General features: G+C 47.5%; 16 protein-coding genes and 1 tRNA gene. 6 read left to right on the forward strand and 11 right to left on the reverse strand.

Annotated features, from left to right (window positions below):
• Positions 1-7: 7 nt before the first annotated feature.
• Complete coding sequence (locus P2W83_RS09245; protein WP_276133435.1) at positions 8-1,780, reverse strand: ABC transporter ATP-binding protein; 1,773 nt, start codon at positions 1,778-1,780, stop codon at positions 8-10.
• Positions 1,781-2,153: 373 nt separating this feature from the next.
• Here P2W83_RS09245 and P2W83_RS09250 point away from each other — a divergent pair, with 373 nt between their 5' ends.
• The gene (locus P2W83_RS09250) at positions 2,154-2,741 is read left to right on the forward strand and encodes a type 1 glutamine amidotransferase domain-containing protein (protein ID WP_276133436.1); all 588 of its coding nucleotides are present in this window, start codon (positions 2,154-2,156) and stop codon (positions 2,739-2,741) included.
• A gap of 54 nt (positions 2,742-2,795) precedes the next feature.
• On the opposite strand, the gene P2W83_RS09255 is transcribed toward P2W83_RS09250, so the two are convergent.
• From P2W83_RS09255 to P2W83_RS09265, 3 genes are read right to left on the reverse strand one after another with little or no spacing between them, the layout of a single operon-like run.
• Positions 2,796-3,470, reverse strand: coding sequence for a hypothetical protein (locus tag P2W83_RS09255; RefSeq protein ID WP_276133437.1), 675 nt, complete (start codon positions 3,468-3,470; stop codon positions 2,796-2,798).
• Positions 3,470-6,172, reverse strand: a complete 2,703-nt coding sequence (gene metH, locus P2W83_RS09260) for a methionine synthase (protein ID WP_276133438.1) — start codon at positions 6,170-6,172, stop codon at positions 3,470-3,472. Before metH ends, P2W83_RS09255 begins: the two co-directional genes overlap by 1 nt.
• A gap of 43 nt (positions 6,173-6,215) precedes the next feature.
• The gene (locus P2W83_RS09265; protein WP_276133439.1) at positions 6,216-7,103 is read right to left on the reverse strand and encodes a hypothetical protein; all 888 of its coding nucleotides are present in this window, start codon (positions 7,101-7,103) and stop codon (positions 6,216-6,218) included.
• Positions 7,104-7,141: 38 nt separating this feature from the next.
• Here P2W83_RS09265 and P2W83_RS09270 point away from each other — a divergent pair, with 38 nt between their 5' ends.
• Positions 7,142-7,612: a hypothetical protein gene (locus P2W83_RS09270; protein ID WP_276133440.1), complete on the forward strand. Its 471-nt coding sequence runs from the start codon at positions 7,142-7,144 to the stop codon at positions 7,610-7,612.
• 42 nt (positions 7,613-7,654) lie between these two features.
• Complete coding sequence (locus P2W83_RS09275; protein WP_276133441.1) at positions 7,655-8,140, forward strand: hypothetical protein; 486 nt, start codon at positions 7,655-7,657, stop codon at positions 8,138-8,140.
• Here the strand turns inward: P2W83_RS09275 and ligA are convergent.
• Positions 8,126-10,222, reverse strand: coding sequence for an NAD-dependent DNA ligase LigA (ligA, locus tag P2W83_RS09280; RefSeq protein WP_276133442.1), 2,097 nt, complete (start codon positions 10,220-10,222; stop codon positions 8,126-8,128). The two genes, P2W83_RS09275 and ligA, sit on opposite strands and share 15 nt — an antisense overlap.
• A gap of 15 nt (positions 10,223-10,237) precedes the next feature.
• Positions 10,238-10,858, reverse strand: a complete 621-nt coding sequence (locus tag P2W83_RS09285; RefSeq protein ID WP_276133443.1) for an L-threonylcarbamoyladenylate synthase — start codon at positions 10,856-10,858, stop codon at positions 10,238-10,240.
• A gap of 70 nt (positions 10,859-10,928) precedes the next feature.
• On the opposite strand from P2W83_RS09285, the gene P2W83_RS09290 reads away from it, so the two are divergent.
• Positions 10,929-11,762 carry a glycosyltransferase family 2 protein gene (locus tag P2W83_RS09290; protein ID WP_276133444.1) on the forward strand — a complete coding sequence of 278 codons (834 nt, stop codon included), beginning with the start codon at positions 10,929-10,931 and terminating at the stop codon, positions 11,760-11,762.
• Here the strand turns inward: P2W83_RS09290 and P2W83_RS09295 are convergent.
• Both P2W83_RS09295 and pnuC read right to left on the reverse strand, forming a co-directional pair.
• On the reverse strand, positions 11,754-12,275 hold the full coding sequence (locus tag P2W83_RS09295) for an ATP-binding protein (protein ID WP_276133445.1): 522 nt from the start codon (positions 12,273-12,275) through the stop codon (positions 11,754-11,756). The two genes, P2W83_RS09290 and P2W83_RS09295, sit on opposite strands and share 9 nt — an antisense overlap.
• Complete coding sequence (pnuC, locus tag P2W83_RS09300) at positions 12,275-12,910, reverse strand: nicotinamide riboside transporter PnuC (RefSeq protein WP_276133446.1); 636 nt, start codon at positions 12,908-12,910, stop codon at positions 12,275-12,277. The genes P2W83_RS09295 and pnuC overlap by 1 nt, the downstream gene beginning before the upstream one ends.
• A 140-nt stretch (positions 12,911-13,050) precedes the next feature.
• On the opposite strand from pnuC, the gene P2W83_RS09305 reads away from it, so the two are divergent.
• Together P2W83_RS09305 and P2W83_RS09310 are read left to right on the forward strand one after the other, a co-directional pair.
• Positions 13,051-13,123, forward strand: a tRNA-Phe gene (locus P2W83_RS09305).
• A 6-nt stretch (positions 13,124-13,129) separates the two neighbouring features.
• A complete protein-coding gene (locus P2W83_RS09310) occupies positions 13,130-13,288 on the forward strand; it encodes a hypothetical protein (RefSeq protein ID WP_276133447.1) in 159 nt (52 codons plus the stop codon).
• Positions 13,289-13,436: 148 nt separating this feature from the next.
• Here the strand turns inward: P2W83_RS09310 and P2W83_RS09315 are convergent, their stop codons facing one another.
• Genes P2W83_RS09315 through P2W83_RS09325 form a run of 3 tightly spaced genes read right to left on the reverse strand, consistent with a single transcriptional unit; the run spans position 13,437 to position 15,113 of the window.
• On the reverse strand, positions 13,437-13,844 hold the full coding sequence (locus P2W83_RS09315) for a cytochrome C (RefSeq protein ID WP_276133448.1): 408 nt from the start codon (positions 13,842-13,844) through the stop codon (positions 13,437-13,439).
• Positions 13,837-14,109, reverse strand: coding sequence for a hypothetical protein (locus P2W83_RS09320; protein WP_276133449.1), 273 nt, complete (start codon positions 14,107-14,109; stop codon positions 13,837-13,839). Before P2W83_RS09320 ends, P2W83_RS09315 begins: the two co-directional genes overlap by 8 nt.
• Complete coding sequence (locus P2W83_RS09325) at positions 14,106-15,113, reverse strand: cytochrome c (protein ID WP_276133450.1); 1,008 nt, start codon at positions 15,111-15,113, stop codon at positions 14,106-14,108. The genes P2W83_RS09320 and P2W83_RS09325 overlap by 4 nt, the downstream gene beginning before the upstream one ends.
• Positions 15,114-15,123: the final 10 nt, after the last annotated feature.

Here is a 15,123-nt window from a genome sequence, read left to right on the forward strand (position 1 = left end):
TAACAATTTAAGCTTTCTGCAACTTAGGCTGCGTGTCTTTGCGCTCGCCGATCTGCTGGCGCCACATGGCGTAGTACAAGCCTTTTTCTTCTAGTAGATCGTGATGGGTACCTGTTTCTACTATGCGGCCTTTCTCCAGTACAAATATTCTGTCGGCATGCATGATGGTTGATAACCTGTGCGCGATCATGACGGTGATGTGCTGGCGTTGTTGCGTTATGTTGCGTATTGTGTAAGAAATTTCTTCTTCCGTCAAAGAATCGAGTGCAGAAGTAGCCTCGTCAAATATCATCAGCCTTGGATGGCGCAGCAATGCACGTGCTATCGACAAGCGCTGGCGCTCACCGCCTGAAAGTTTCAGGCCGCCTTCGCCTATCATGGTATCAATACCGTTCTCGGCGCGGGCCAGAAGGTTTTGACAAGCCGCTTTTTGCAACACTTCCTGTATCTCCTCGTCTGTGGCCTTGGGGTTAACGAACAGCAGGTTCTCTTTGATGGTACCTGAGAACAGCTGCGTGTCCTGTGTTACAAAACCTATCTGCCGGCGCAGCTCATCAAAATCTATTTCGGAGCTGGCAATATCGTTGTAATAGATCTGTCCGGCTTTTGGGGGATACAAGCCAACCAGCAGTTTTACCAGCGTTGTTTTACCCGACCCTGATGGGCCGACAAAAGCTACTGTTTGTCCCAGCTTTACTTCAAAAGATATCTCCTCGAGTGCAGCGCGTGTAGCAGTGTTGTGTTGAAATGTCACACCTTCAAAACGCATTGACTTTACTTCGTGGATGGCCTGGGGGTGTGCCGGTTTGCGCTCTGCAGGTTTGCTCATCAGCTGTTTGAGGTTGTTCAGCGATGCCTCAGCCTCGCGCCAGGTTAGGATGATATTTCCCAATTCCTGCAACGGACCGAAGATGAAGAAGGTATAGAACTGCATGGTCACCATCTGGCCCAGCGTCAACTTGTCTTTAAAAACAAAGTACAGCAGGGCGAACATGATACACTGCCTCAGGAAGTTGACGAACGTACCCTGCACAAAAGATATAGAGCGCATGCCGCGTACTTTCTTCAGTTCCAGGCCGAGTATCTTGATGGTTGTCGAGTTGAGGCGGTTGATCTCCTGTTGGGTAAGGCCGAGGCTTTTAACCAGCTCAATGTTGCGAAGGCTTTCGGTTGTGCTGCCTGCCAGTGCATTGGTTTCTTTGAGGATGCTGCTCTGGATTACTTTGATCTTTTTACTGAGCAAGCTGGTGAGCCAGCCCAGTATCAAAGCGCCACCAAGGTAGATAAGTACCAGCCAGCTGCTAAGGCTGATGGCATACACCACAACAAATACAATACCTACGACGGTAGTAAACAGGATGTTGACGAAGGCGTTGATGAACTTCTCGCAGTCTGAACGCACTTTTTGAAGTATGGAAAGGGTCTCACCGCTACGCTGGTCTTCAAATTCCTGGAAGGGTAGGCTCAGGGCGTGCTGCAGGCCATCGGTGTACAACCGGGCGCCAAACTTCTGGATAACGACGTTGACTGTATAGTCCTGGAAGGCCTTAGCTATCCTGGATATCATGGCAGTGCCGATAAGCAGCAGTAAACCGCCGGTTATGCCTTTGATGAACTGATCGAGTGTCCAGGCATGAGGCTGTTTGGCATAAGGGTCGATGATGTAATGACCGAATATATATGGATCAAGCAGGGAAAAGACCTGGTTGATGGCGGCCAGCACTAAGGCAAGGACGATCAGCCATTTATGTCGCGAAAGATATTGTAGGAGTAATTTCATAAGGAAGGGGCAAAGTTAATATGTTATGGCGTGCTGATTTGTTACAGCCCGTTAAATGTTCTTTATGTGCAATTCAGCTATATCAATGGTTTCGGGGCAAATTTGTTACAAATTGATACGAAATTTTCAATGTTCTAATAACTGGGCTAAAAAGTTAACTGGCTGATATTCAATTCTAATATGTTCATGGTTGTTGGCTCTTGTGTACTTTTTAGCCCGTTTTCAAAAAAAGCGAGAAACGCCAACAGTAGCTGGATCGCAAAAGGAACGATCCGTCCAGTATAGCAAATATACGATATTTTATTTATTTTATAAAGCTATATAATGGCATAGTTTTTACGCCCGCTAGCTTACAACCACTTAAATAACAGGTATGAAAAAGCTTAAAGGCATACGCGTTGCTATTCTCACCGAGGAAGGATTTGAAGAGTCGGAATTGCTGAAACCCAAGGAAGCCCTTGAAGACGAGGGCGTTAAGATCGATATTATCTCTCCCGAAAGCGGCAAGATCAGGAGCTGGGATAAAAAGGACTGGGGCAGCAAAATAGCTGTAGATAAAACTGTTGACGAGGCCAGCGAAGGCGACTATGACGCACTCATTTTACCGGGTGGGGTCATCAATCCTGATAAACTGCGTCGGAATGAAAAGGCGGTATCATTCGCAAAAATATTCCTGCAATCGGGCAAGCCGGTAGCGGCTATTTGCCATGGCCCGCAACTGCTGGTTGAAACAGGGCTACTACCCGGCATGACCTTGACATCTACAGCCGCTATAAAGACCGACCTGAAAAATGCAGGCGCCAACTGGATAGACCAGGAGGTGGTGCACCATGCCAACCTGATAACCAGCCGTAAGCCCGCCGACCTGAAGGCCTTTAACGAGGAGCTCATCAAAACCCTGGAAAATATTCATAGCCAGCGCGTTAATAACACCGCCATGGCTGGTGCGATACCAGAATAACATAAAAGAAAAAGCCCTCGCTAGACAAGGGCTTTTTTCTTTATCATGAATTCTTTAGCTCAGGTACCAGTAGGCCGCGAGTTGTATCACTATGCCCAGCGCATAACCCAACCAGATTTCTGAAGCATGATGCGCGCGCAGCAGCATGCGGGCCGTGCCAATAAGGCCCGCTATCAACAAACCGAGAAAAAGGGGCAGGGTAAGGCTAATTGGACTGATAAACATTAGGGCTATCAGCATGCCGATCATACCACCTGCACCCGTTGTGTGCATGCTTACCTTAACAAATATGTTGGCAATAAAAAGAGCCACCAGGTTCCAGTAACTGCCTAATAGCAGTAACCTCAGTAAAAACGGCGCATTAGCTTGTTTGTAGAAATAGTAGAGTGTGAAGTAAAAGATCATACACACCGTAAGTGGTATGTAGCGGTCCCTTGGTTTGTACAGGTGTATACTTTCCACAAAGCCCAGCGCTTTCATCAACAACACACTGAGTATTGGAAAGAAAGCAGTACAGGCAAATACCGGTGCCATGTATACAAAGCCGAAGTCCTTGGCATCAACACTTGCAAAGCTGGCGGGTACGAACTTGTACATAGCATACAGAAGTATACTCGGCATGAACACCGGGTGAAATATGAATGATATCACCAGGGCCAGCTTTTCAGTTGGCTTTAATGGCAGCTTTGGCTCAAACGTGTCTATAAACTCTTTTGTTTCTTTCAGCATTATCCTTCCAGTATTGGTGATAACCATTTTGTTGCCTCTTCTATGCTCATGCCTTTGCGTTTTGCATAGTCGTTCAACTGGTCTTCAGATATTTTACCTACACCGAAATAGGTGCTTTGCGGATGGCTGAAATACCAGCCGCATACCGAGGCGCCGGGATACATAGCCAGCGATTCCGTAAGCTCGATACCTGCGTTTTCGGTTGCGTTCAGCAGGTCGAACAGTTTGTACTTCTCCGTATGATCGGGGCAGGCAGGGTAGCCTGGCGCCGGACGAATACCCTGGTATTCTTCTTTGATCAGATCTTCGTTGCTCAGCGTTTCGTTCTTTACATATCCCCAGAATTCTGTACGGGTACGCTTGTGCAACACTTCAGCAAAAGCTTCAGCCAGTCTGTCAGCCAGTGCCTGCAGCATGATCTTATTATAGTCGTCGTGGTTATCTACAAATTTCTTCAAGTGCGGCTCAATGCCGTGTATGCTTACTGCGAAGGCGCCCATATAGTCATCTGCTACAGGGCTGATGAAGTCGGCCAGGGAGAAGTTAGGTTGTCCTGCAGCTTTCTTTTGTTGCTGGCGCAGGTGTTCTAGCGCAAAGAGTTCCTTACCATTGTCATCTTTTACAATTACAGTATCCGGTGCCGTTTTGTTGGCGTTCCAGAAACCTACTACGCCTTTCGCCGTTAGCCATTTCTCTGAAATGATCTGGTCGAGCAGGGCATTCGCATCGTTAAACAGCTTGGTGGCTTCGGTGCCTACGTGCTCGTCTTTCAGTATGTCGGGGTACTTGCCGCGCATTTCCCACGTAATGAAGAACGGTCCCCAGTCTATGAATTGCCTGATCTCAGCGAGATCGTAGCTATCGAACGATTTGATTCCGGTAAATGTTGGTTTCGGTGGTGTGTAGCCTTCCCAGTTTATCTTCACAGGATTTTGCTGTGCGTCACCGAAACTGATATATTGTTTCACCGTCCGCTTACTCGCAAAATCCTCGCGCAGTTTTTTGTATTCCGTATCTATACCTCCAAGGAAGCCGGGTTTCTGCTCTTTGTTCAACAGGTTACCCGCTACAGTCACGCTACGGCTGGCGTCCAGCACGTGCACCACGCCTTCCTGGTATTCTGGTGATATCTTGATAGCGGTGTGCATGCGCGACGTAGTAGCACCACCTATCAGCAGGGGTTGGTTCATGTTGCGGCGCTTCATTTCTTTGGCCACGTGCACCATCTCGTCGAGCGATGGTGTGATAAGACCACTGAGACCGATGATGTCTACATTTTCTTTCTGCGCTGTTTCCAGTATTTTATCTGCAGGTACCATCACGCCAAGGTCGATGATATCGTAACCGTTACAACCAAGTACCACGCCCACAATGTTCTTGCCGATATCGTGCACGTCGCCTTTTACGGTTGCCAGTAATATTTTAGCCGCGCCGGCTGTTTCTTCGTTCACAGTGCCCGCGGCAATGTGTGCCAGCCTGCGTTGTTCTTTTTCTGCTTCTATATAAGGGGTGAGTACAGCTACTGATTTTTTCATCACGCGTGCGCTTTTCACTACCTGTGGCAGAAACATCTTTCCGCTACCAAACAGATCGCCCACTACGTTCATGCCATCCATCAGCGGACCTTCGATCACGTCGAGTGGTTTGGGGTATTTCTGGCGTGCTTCTTCAGTATCCTGGTCTATATAGTCGGTAATACCGTTCACCAGTGCGTGTTTCAGACGTTCTTCAACAGAAGTACCACGCCATGCATCGTCTTTCTTTTCTTCTTTGCCTTTGGCTTTTACCGTTTCTGCAAATGTTACGAGGCGTTCCGTCGCATCAGGCCTGCGGTTCATTACCACGTCTTCGCACAGTTCGCGCAGTTGCGGTTCTATTTCGTCGTACACCTGCAGGGCGCCGGCGTTCACAATACCCATATCCATGCCTGCTTTGATAGCATGCAGCAGGAATACGCTGTGTATTGCCTCGCGCACCACATCATTACCACGGAAAGAGAACGAAACGTTACTTACACCACCACTCACCTTGGTAAGTGGCATTCTTTGTTTTATCTGGCGGGTAGCTTCAATGAACTCTACCGCGTAGTTATTATGTTCTTCGATACCGGTTGCAATCGCGAAGATGTTCGGATCGAAGATGATGTCTTGCGGGTGGTAACCCACTTGCTGGGTCAGTATGTCGTATGCCCTTTGGCAAATGTCTACCCTGCGTTGCAGTGTATCTGCCTGGCCATTCTCATCAAATGCCATTACGATAACAGCAGCACCAAAGCTTTTGCATATGAATGCCTGCTCAATGAATTTCTCCTCGCCTTCTTTCAGCGATATAGAGTTAACAATACACTTGCCTTGTACGCATTTCAATCCAGCCTCGATGATCGCAAACTTCGACGAATCGAGCATGATGGGGATCTTGGCAATATCTGGTTCGCTTTGCAACAGGTTCAGGTAAGTGGTCATGGCTTGCACGCCGTCTAGCAGGGCATCGTCCATGTTCACATCCAGCACCTGAGCGCCGCTTTCTACTTGCTGGCGGGCTACTGAAAGAGCTTCTTCATATTTGTTCTCCTTTATCAGTCGCGCAAACTTTTTCGAGCCGGTAACGTTAGTACGCTCACCTACATTCACAAAATTTGTCTCCGGTCGAACCACCAGAGGTTCCAGTCCACTTAAACGAAGAAACGGTTTTATTGAGGGCATTCTATTATATATGAAAAACGTTGCAAAGGTAGAAACTAATAGGCTAATTGCTGCCCTTAGCCCTTAATATTATATATGTAGGCGTATTGAGCTTAGATGAGGCTTTAAGGTAATGTATGGAGCTGCCTGTTGTGAGTTTAAGCATGGCTGTATTAGAGGGCTCGCTACCCTCGCTGATCGCTACCAGCGCAATGGTATCGGTTTTGCCAGTCAATTGAAAAGTAAGCTGTTTCCTGGTCGAGGCAAGTGAATGCCGCGACAATATCGTTTGCCTGTTGTGTAGTACCGACACAATATCACCATCTATGTGTTGATCATCCCAAAGCTCAAGCGTGGCAGTTGATGATGTGTAAGTAGTTTCAAAGCTTGAACCGCTGTTTACTGTGGTAGCGTTAGTCTGGCTCGTGTCTGGCTCCCGCAATCGCGCCTTTAGCGGTTTCAGTAGACTATCGGCTGTCGGGTTTTGCTTCATTAGCTTGTCAAGCACATCTGTAGCGCTGTATAATACAATGCTACCTTTTGCGCACTGGCTTTTACCACCTGACCGGTAGCCAGTAAAACGTCCTTTCAATGCCTTGCCCTTTTTCATGCCCGCCAACTTTAGCCGCGCGTGTACAAAACAAAAGCTATCCCTGGCAGCAGTTGATTTGGTATTAGAGATGTTAACCTCTCTAAATACCAGTTCTTTTTTGCTTTCGTTAATGGAACCGGTGACGGCCGACCTTGTCTGATTCTTGCCGCCAATGTCAGTTATAGAAAAACCTTTGATCGTGCCTGCTGAATCTTTGAACTGAAGTTTATAAGTGTAGCTACCGGCACCATCAACTGTCAATGATCCGACCAGGATATATTCCTGTGCGGTGAGTTGGCCAAAGTCACACCAAAGCAATAATAAAAAGGTTATGTATCTAAAAGCTTTGCGTTCAGGCATTTGGTTGTATATCTTGTCGCAAAATACTTTAAACCTCTATGAAAAACCTTATTTACCCGGTAATATGCTTTCTTATTGCATTAGTGTTCAGCCCGGAGCCCGTTAGTGCGGCATTCCCTGTAAATGCCGATGCGGAAATTTCTGTCAAAACAGAAAAGCGTTCCTTCGATGAATTCATCAACGCGACGGTCGCAAAATATAACCTGCCCGCTCCTCCTTACAATGGTGAGGGTGCTGACAACCCTGCGTTGAGCATCGCGTCGCTGGGACTTGCTATCGGCGGGCTAGCTGCTATAGCAGTGGCACTTTACTCCCTGATGTGGGTTTTGTTGATCCCTGCTGGTCTGCTAGGCATCGCTTCTATTATTTTGGGAGCAATGGGTGCGCGCAGGCGGCCGTTGCGCGGAATAGGTATTGCCGGATTTTCGCTGGGAATAGTTGATCTTTCTATACTTGTAGTTATCGGCATTTTCGCATTCTTCGTAGCACTCCTGCTGGGAGGATTTTAATCTGGCAGTTTGTCTCATCGGAAAAGAAAACAGTTAACCCCTATGAAAAACTTTATTTACGCCATCGTATGTCTGTCAATGATGCTCACGTTTCCGGAACGGACTGCCTATGCAGCGTTCCCGATAAAAGCTGGCGAAGAGATATCTGCAAAGACAGAGCGGCGATCGTTTGATGAGCTGGTTAACACCGCAATAGAAAGATTCCACTTACCCCTGAAGCCCACACGCGACATAACGGAAACGAAGGGTAAGGTATTGAACATCGTTTCCTTTGCTCTTGGTTTTACGGGCGCGGGCGCAATTACAGTAGCAGCCTTTGCGCCAGCCGCGGCATTGACACTGTTAGCGTTAGCTACAGGAATGGGCATAGCTGCTATCATAACGGGCGTAAAGGGATCGGAAAGCGATGCGCCGTTAAAGGGTTTAGGAATTGCCGGCTATGTTTTGGGAATTATTGATCTGACAGCACTGTTGATTGTATTAATCGCAACGGTAGTTCTTTTGGCGCTCATTTTATTTGGTAATTAGTTCAAGAAATTCGGTTTCGGTAAGAATGGTTACTGTGCCGAGTTTCTTGGCTTTTTCCAGTTTAGAGCCGGCATCTTCACCTACTACAAGATAGTTGAGTTTGCTGCTTACGCCGCTGAGTAACGTTCCGCCTTTATCTTCTACCATAGCTTCCGCATCGCTCCGTTTGAAGTGACTGAGCGTGCCGGTGAACAGGAATGTTTTTCCTAATAATCCACCTTCGGCCTGTCTTTGGCTTTTGTGGTGGCTTTCCAGGTTCACGCCTTCTTTTTCCAGCAGGTCTATCATGTGCCTGTTCTCGGGATTGTGGAAGAAGTGAGCAACGGAGGCTGCTACCTTCGGTCCCACATCTTCCAGCGACACCAGTTTCTCTTCATCCCAGTCGTATAGCTCGCGGATGTGATTGACGGCATTCGCCAATGTTTTGGCCATCGTCTCGCCCACATGGCGTATGCCTAGTCCAAATATTACGCGGTTAAGCGGTTGCTTTTTAGAGTTGTCGATTGCCGTGCGGAGATTAGTTATAGACTTTTCGCCGAAGCCTTCCAGCTGTTTTATCTTGTCGAAATCAAGATGGTATATGCCCGGAATGTCTTTCAATAATTCCAGGTCGTAGAATTTAAGAATGTTGGCACCGCCCAGGTTACGGATGTCCATAGCATCCTTGCTGGCAAAGTGTATGATGCGCTCTACCACCTGCGCAGGACAGTTGATATTGATACAACGCCACACAGCTTCCTCCTCCGGTCGTTCCAGCGCCTCGTTACACACAGGGCAGTGTGTTGGGAAAACGATCTTTTCCTCGCTGCCGTCGCGCAGTTCTGCGAGCGGTTTAACTATATAAGGAATTACATCACCTGCGCGTTCCACTAACACAGTGTCTCCAATGTGCAGGTCTTTTTCGCGCACTACATCTTCGTTGAACAGCGAAATAGACGTAACGGTAACACCGCCAATCGGTACGGGTTCTATTTTGGCTACAGGTGTCACGCTGCCGGTACGGCCGACCTGAAATTCTACACGTTGCAGCTTACTGGTGGCCTGTCGTGCTTTGAATTTATAAGCCACAGCCCAGCGTGGGTGGTGGGTGGTCATACCCATACGGTCCTGCAGGTCGAACTGGTTTACTTTGATCACCAGACCATCTACTTCAAAGGGCAGGTCATCGCGCTTTTGTTCAAACTCATCACAGAATTTAATAACGTCCTCAATATTGCTGAAGCGTTTCATTTCGCGCACTGGCGTTGGAAAGCCCAGCGAATACAGGTACTCCAGCGAGTCGTAGTGTGTATGCAGTTTTGCAGGAACGTCTTTGCCACGCTCCAGCGTGTAGTCGCTAATATGGTATAGTGTAACCGACAGTTTCCGTTTGCCCACTTCGCGTGGGTCGAGGATACGGAGGGTGCCAGATGCTGCGTTCCGCGGGTTGGCCAACGGGCTTAAACCTTCGGCAGCGCGTTGACGGTTGTATTCTGCAAATACATCTTTATGTATCACTACTTCACCGCGTATCTCTATCTGCGAGATCCCTTCTTTTGTAAAGCCAGCAGACAAAGGCATGGAACGGATCTGTTTGATGTTTACCGTCACATCTTCGCCCATGATGCCATCGCCACGGGTAGCGCCACGGGTCAACTTACCATCTTCATATATTACGGAAACGCTGGCGCCATCATATTTTGGCTCTGCGCAGTATTCTATCTGGTCGGTACCGGCCAGCTCACGGCAGCGGCGGTCCCAGTCGCGCAGGTCGTCGGCATTATAAGTATTATCGAGGCTGAGCATCGGCACCAGGTGGCTCACCGCAGGAAATTTTTCGCTCAAGCCAAGTGCCACGCGTTGTGTAGGAGAATCGGCTGTTACCTGCTCCGGGTATTGTTCTTCGAGTCCTTTCAGTTTTTTGAACAGCGTATCATATTCAACATCGGCCAGCACAGGCTCGCTTTGCACATAGTATTTCCAGTCGGCATAATTGATCACCTCGCGCAGGGCTTCGATGTCTTGCTCAACATTGCCACTTTCACTAGTCAATAAGGTTTTTGCCTGCTGGTAAAGGCGCTGTTCATCCTGGCTCGTGTACATGAGCACAAAGAAACTTTATCCCAGCAAATTTTCCCAATCGCCAGCACCCTCGCGTACTAATTGTGCTTCGCCGGAAGTACAATCGATAACCGTAGAGGAAATAGTGTTTCCAGATCCGCCATCTATCACTATATCAACCAGTTTGGCAAATCGCTCGTGCATCAGTTCGGGATCGGTGTAATATTCTACGTCCTCATCCATAGGAAGCGAAACACTCATGATGGGGTTACCCAGCTCACGGACAATGGCTTGAGTAATATTGTGGTCGGGGATGCGTATACCAACAGTGTCCTTTTTTGTCTTGAGCATTTTGGGTACCTGTTTGCTGGCTTCGAGGATAAATGTGTACGGACCGGGTAGCGCTGCCTTTAGCAGCCGGAAGATTGGCGTGCTCACACTTTTGGCATAGTCGCTCAGGTGTGCAAGGTCGGTGCAGACAAAGCTGAATTGCGCTTTTTTAGGCTCTATTCCTTTAATGCGGCAGATACGTTCTATGGCCGCCGTATTATATATATCGCACCCAAGACCATAGATGGTATCGGTAGGGTAGATGATGACACCACCACCTTTAAGGCAGTCAACGACTGTTTTGATGTTCCTGGGTTGGGGATCGTCGGGGTGGATGTGCAGCAGCATATATTAGACTAAAGCTATGGCTAAGGTATGCGAAATACTTTAGCTAATTTGCATCGGTAACCTGCATGGCATGTTCTCTATTATCATCCCTACCTGGAATAATGTCGACTTCGTAAAACTCTGTGTGGAAAGCATCCGGAAAAACTCCACGATGAACCACCAGGTGATACTGCATATCAATGATGGTTCAGATGGCACAAAACAATGGGCTGAGGAGCAACGGCTGGATTTTACTCATACTGACACCAATGCAGGCATTTGTGTGGCTGTAAATACAGCAGCAGGGCTTGCCGCGCACGACTATATCGTATACATGAATGATGATATGTACGTGTGCCCCGGTTGGGACAAGCACTTGGCTGACGAAATAAAAACACTTGGCACAGATATGTTCATGTTGTCGTCAACGATGATAGAGCCAAATGAATCGGGCAATCGTTCTGTGGTGGTTCAGGATTTTGGAAAAGACCTAACATCGTTTGACGAAGCGGGATTGTTGTCGGCCTATGAGCGGCTTGAAAAACCGGACTGGAATGGTTCTGCCTGGCCTCCAACTATCGTCCATAAGAAGTATTGGCAAATAACAGGTGGGTACAGCATCGAGTTTAGTCCCGGCCTGAGTAGCGATGATGATTTTGCTATGAAGATGTGGCAGGCAGGCTGCAGGATATTTAAAGGCGTGGGCAGGAGCAAGGTGTATCACTTCCAGTCGAAATCGTTGTACCGCATCAAAAAGAACAACGGACGAAAGCAGTTCCTGATGAAATGGGGCATTAACCAATCTACCTTCAATAAGTTTTTCCTGAGACGTGGCGCCTTGTATAAAGGACCATTGACGACGCCTCAACGCAGGCAAATACGCAGTGAGCTTTGGCGCGCCTGGCTGAAGCGCAAGTTATATTAAGCTGTTGATGGCTTTTAATGCAGCCTTTAGCCTCTCTTCCGGTGTCGATGAGACCAACGCCCATGGCACGCCGCTGTTCTCCACTATATCACGGTATATATTGAAAAAATACTGGCGCATTTCCGGTAATGGATGCTCACGTAACGGGTCGTCCTGCCATTCTATGTCGATGTCCGTAAGCAGGTACATATCATAGTGTCGTCGTGATATTTCGTCAAGTATGGATTGATGGCAGCGACCATATTTGTGTTCGCTCCATACTTTAAGCACATATAAGTCGGTGTCGCAGATGAGGAATTTATTTGCTTTCGCCAGTTGTTCATCTTCCAGCTTCAGCTGACCTTTTGCGATCTCCAGCAAGTCGCTCTCTTCATAGACGCCTTCACGCTGTTCCAAATATTCGCGCGCATATTCAGGCACCCACACCGTTTTTAAAGAAGCAGCCAACATTTCGCTGAGTGTACTTTTGCCTGTAGATTCGGGCCCTATTACGACGATCTTTTTTACCTGCATCAGGCTGCTTGTTGTTTTTGATGCGACAATTCGTACAACCTCGACCACCTGATATATCCTAGTACCGCTACAATAAACAGGAAGACCGTAAGTGCCGATGTGAGTACCAGCCCTTTATAAACGAGTAGCGGTATGGCTACGATGTTGGAGATGTTCAGCAATACCCAGTTCTCTACTTTGTGTTTGGCCAGCAGCCACATGCCTGCGCAAGCCGTAGCTGATACAAAAGCATCGATGGCCGGAACGGTTGAGTCTGTGAAGTGGGACAGTAACAAATAGAATACGGCCCAGCCGATGGTTGCAATGGCAATGGTTATCAGCCAGTCCTTTTTAGAGTTATGTGTTATGGCTATAGCATTTTCATTTTCTTTATTCTTCTGCCAACGCCACCAGCCATACACACTCATTATGAAATAATAGAAATTAAGCAGGGCTTCGGCGTATAAGCCGGTGGATGGCTTGCCCATCAGGTAGATGAATATTAACGTGCTGACTATGCCTGTGGGATAGAGCAGCACATTGTTGCGATTGGCCAGCAATACACTGGCAATGCTGAAGATCACCGCTATCCACTCGATAATACTGGTTTGAGCAATCCCTGTTTTAAATAAACTGAGCCACGCGCTAACATCCATAGTGCGCCAAAAATACAGCAGGGCCAGTTAATCTATCATGTATAGATAATTGCTAATAATTGGAGCTAAAAAAATTATTAAAACAATTGTGTTGGAAATTCACCTTTTGTTTCTATTTTTGCATCCCCCAACGGGGAGTTGGTGCGGTAGCTCAGTTGGTAGAGCAAAGGACTGAAAATCCTTGTGTCGCCGGTTCGATTCCGGCCCACACCACACAAAATGAAAGCCTTGCAATATTGCAAGGCTTTTTCTATTGATACCTTTCTGGCGTTGAATGTGGCAACCATGTCGATAAGAGATCCTGAACAGGGAGATGCTCCGTTTGTGTATACCGCCAAGCTTTCCTATATGACAGGGATGGCAGATTACTTTACCTAATACGAATATGGCATTAATGACTTTCCGTATCAGCTGGCGCGTGCAGGGGTTAGTCTGTATATTAAAAAGTTGACCCCTAAGTTTAAATAATCGGACTGCAGGGCTTTCTGGTTTGTTCTAATCAAAGTATCTATCGGTCAGTATTAGATCACAATGCCATATTCAGCGAGGTAATAAAGAAATACATTCCCCAACCCAATAGTAGAACAATAACTACCCACAGCCATGCAGGTATACTACGGGGTGTTTCGCTGCCTTCTATCAGGAATTTTTTTTGATCGCCTTTGCTGTAAGCGTGTACCATAAGCGGGAGTATTCCATCAACGACAGCATTTTCATGGATGCCTTCTATATCGATCGCTGGGCCGTTACGGACCTCGAATGCAATATTTCTAATTCCTTCACTGCCATTATTGCTCAGGCTTATGATCCTTAATGTATGCCTGCCGTCGGTCAGCTTGCTTGTGTCCAAATCAAAGCTAACAGGGGCTTTGAATTCGCCTAACGGTTGGGTTTCATTGTCCAAAAAGATCTTGACAGTACATTGGTCACGCATCTTGTTCGGGATTTAAAAATGAATATTTGATATGGTCCTTATTGTCCTCTTTGGGGCGGATGAGCCATTTGATAGTGAGAAACAGAGATACAAGCGCGATCACTGCCGTAACTATAACGATCACGTAATCCCAATTGCTCTCGGGGCCGGTGCCGTGGATGGAGATGTATTTCAAAGTCTTCGGTTTGTTGCGTTCACAAACGGGACAGGCTGTTACCATCAGCTGCATTATCATGACCGCAATAAAAAGTATCAACACTTTCATTTGGCTGCTGCTTTTATTTTGACAAAATCCATCAGCTTCTTTATTTCCTCTGGTGTAACCGTTTTGCCATTGTTGCCCCAGCTTGTGCGCTCATAATTAATAATGGCTGCTACATCGTTTTCGGTAAACGACATATTTGTTCCGACCGCGGCCATTACACCAAACTCTGGCCGTGCATCGTATCCGTTCATGATAATGTCTACATATAGTTCCAGGTTGTCGCCCGTTACAATGGGACTGCCTTTCAATGGAGGGAATGCTCCGGCCAATCCTTCACCCGTTGGCTGGTGGCAGCTCTGACAGTTTGCTTCGTATAGTGTTTTTCCCTCGGCAGCTGTTGCTCCTTTTGCGCCGGTGGTTTTCTTTTCGGGTCTTTTATATAAGAAGAGTTGCGGCTTGATGTCTCCCGGTAGGGCTGCTTGCTTCAACGACTGCAGGTAAGCTACCAATTGTAGTGCTTTCTTCGTGGCTATCACTTTGCCTTTTCGTCCCGACAGGAATTGCGCCGGCACGTTGACGATGACATCGTTCTTGCCGGGATTTTTCTTGATCTCAAATAGCCACTCATAACTAGGCATTATCGATTCAGCCACCACTGATCTTGGGTTGAATAAATGCATCAGGTTCCAGTCTTTGCTCGGTTGCCGGTTGCCTACGTCTGTAAGGTCGGGGCCTGTCCGCTCTGTTCCTGTTAGTGTGGCTGTATTAGCCCATAAGCTGGTTCTGCGTATATGTGCGTAGTCGGCAGGTATACCTGGCCGGGAGCCAAATGCTTTGTCCATGTCTACATTCCGTACCTGCTGTGTATGGCAAGCTACACAGCCTTCTGCTATGTATATCTTCTTGCCCGCCAGCACATCGCCATGCAAGGGCTCTGTGCCGGGAAGAGGCGAATTGTTCTTTTGGTTTACAAGAGCGGGCCTGATCGCAACAAAGTAAGTTAGGAACAGGAACAACGATCCGGCTAGTGCAAAGAGTTTTCGATGGTCGTGAAAGATCGACATAGTGATAAGC

Source organism: Polluticoccus soli (assembly GCF_029269745.1).
Taxonomy (GTDB): Bacteria; Bacteroidota; Bacteroidia; order Chitinophagales; family Chitinophagaceae; genus Polluticoccus; species Polluticoccus soli.

Coding starts and splice junctions, on each gene's coding strand:
- pnuC (WP_276133446.1), bottom strand. CDS start 12,910: ATGGATGTTAGCGCGTGGCTCAGTTTATTTAAAACAGGGATTGCTCAA.
- P2W83_RS09255 (WP_276133437.1), bottom strand. CDS start 3,470: ATGCTGAAAGAAACAAAAGAGTTTATAGACACGTTTGAGCCAAAGCTG.
- P2W83_RS09290 (WP_276133444.1), top strand. CDS start 10,929: ATGTTCTCTATTATCATCCCTACCTGGAATAATGTCGACTTCGTAAAA.
- P2W83_RS09250 (WP_276133436.1), top strand. CDS start 2,154: ATGAAAAAGCTTAAAGGCATACGCGTTGCTATTCTCACCGAGGAAGGA.
- metH (WP_276133438.1), bottom strand. CDS start 6,172: ATGCCCTCAATAAAACCGTTTCTTCGTTTAAGTGGACTGGAACCTCTG.
- P2W83_RS09285 (WP_276133443.1), bottom strand. CDS start 10,858: ATGCTGCTGCACATCCACCCCGACGATCCCCAACCCAGGAACATCAAA.
- ligA (WP_276133442.1), bottom strand. CDS start 10,222: ATGTACACGAGCCAGGATGAACAGCGCCTTTACCAGCAGGCAAAAACC.
- P2W83_RS09320 (WP_276133449.1), bottom strand. CDS start 14,109: ATGAAAGTGTTGATACTTTTTATTGCGGTCATGATAATGCAGCTGATG.
- P2W83_RS09245 (WP_276133435.1), bottom strand. CDS start 1,780: ATGAAATTACTCCTACAATATCTTTCGCGACATAAATGGCTGATCGTC.
- P2W83_RS09310 (WP_276133447.1), top strand. CDS start 13,130: ATGAAAGCCTTGCAATATTGCAAGGCTTTTTCTATTGATACCTTTCTG.
- P2W83_RS09315 (WP_276133448.1), bottom strand. CDS start 13,844: ATGCGTGACCAATGTACTGTCAAGATCTTTTTGGACAATGAAACCCAA.
- P2W83_RS09265 (WP_276133439.1), bottom strand. CDS start 7,103: ATGCCTGAACGCAAAGCTTTTAGATACATAACCTTTTTATTATTGCTT.
- P2W83_RS09275 (WP_276133441.1), top strand. CDS start 7,655: ATGAAAAACTTTATTTACGCCATCGTATGTCTGTCAATGATGCTCACG.
- P2W83_RS09270 (WP_276133440.1), top strand. CDS start 7,142: ATGAAAAACCTTATTTACCCGGTAATATGCTTTCTTATTGCATTAGTG.
- P2W83_RS09325 (WP_276133450.1), bottom strand. CDS start 15,113: ATGTCGATCTTTCACGACCATCGAAAACTCTTTGCACTAGCCGGATCG.
- P2W83_RS09295 (WP_276133445.1), bottom strand. CDS start 12,275: ATGCAGGTAAAAAAGATCGTCGTAATAGGGCCCGAATCTACAGGCAAA.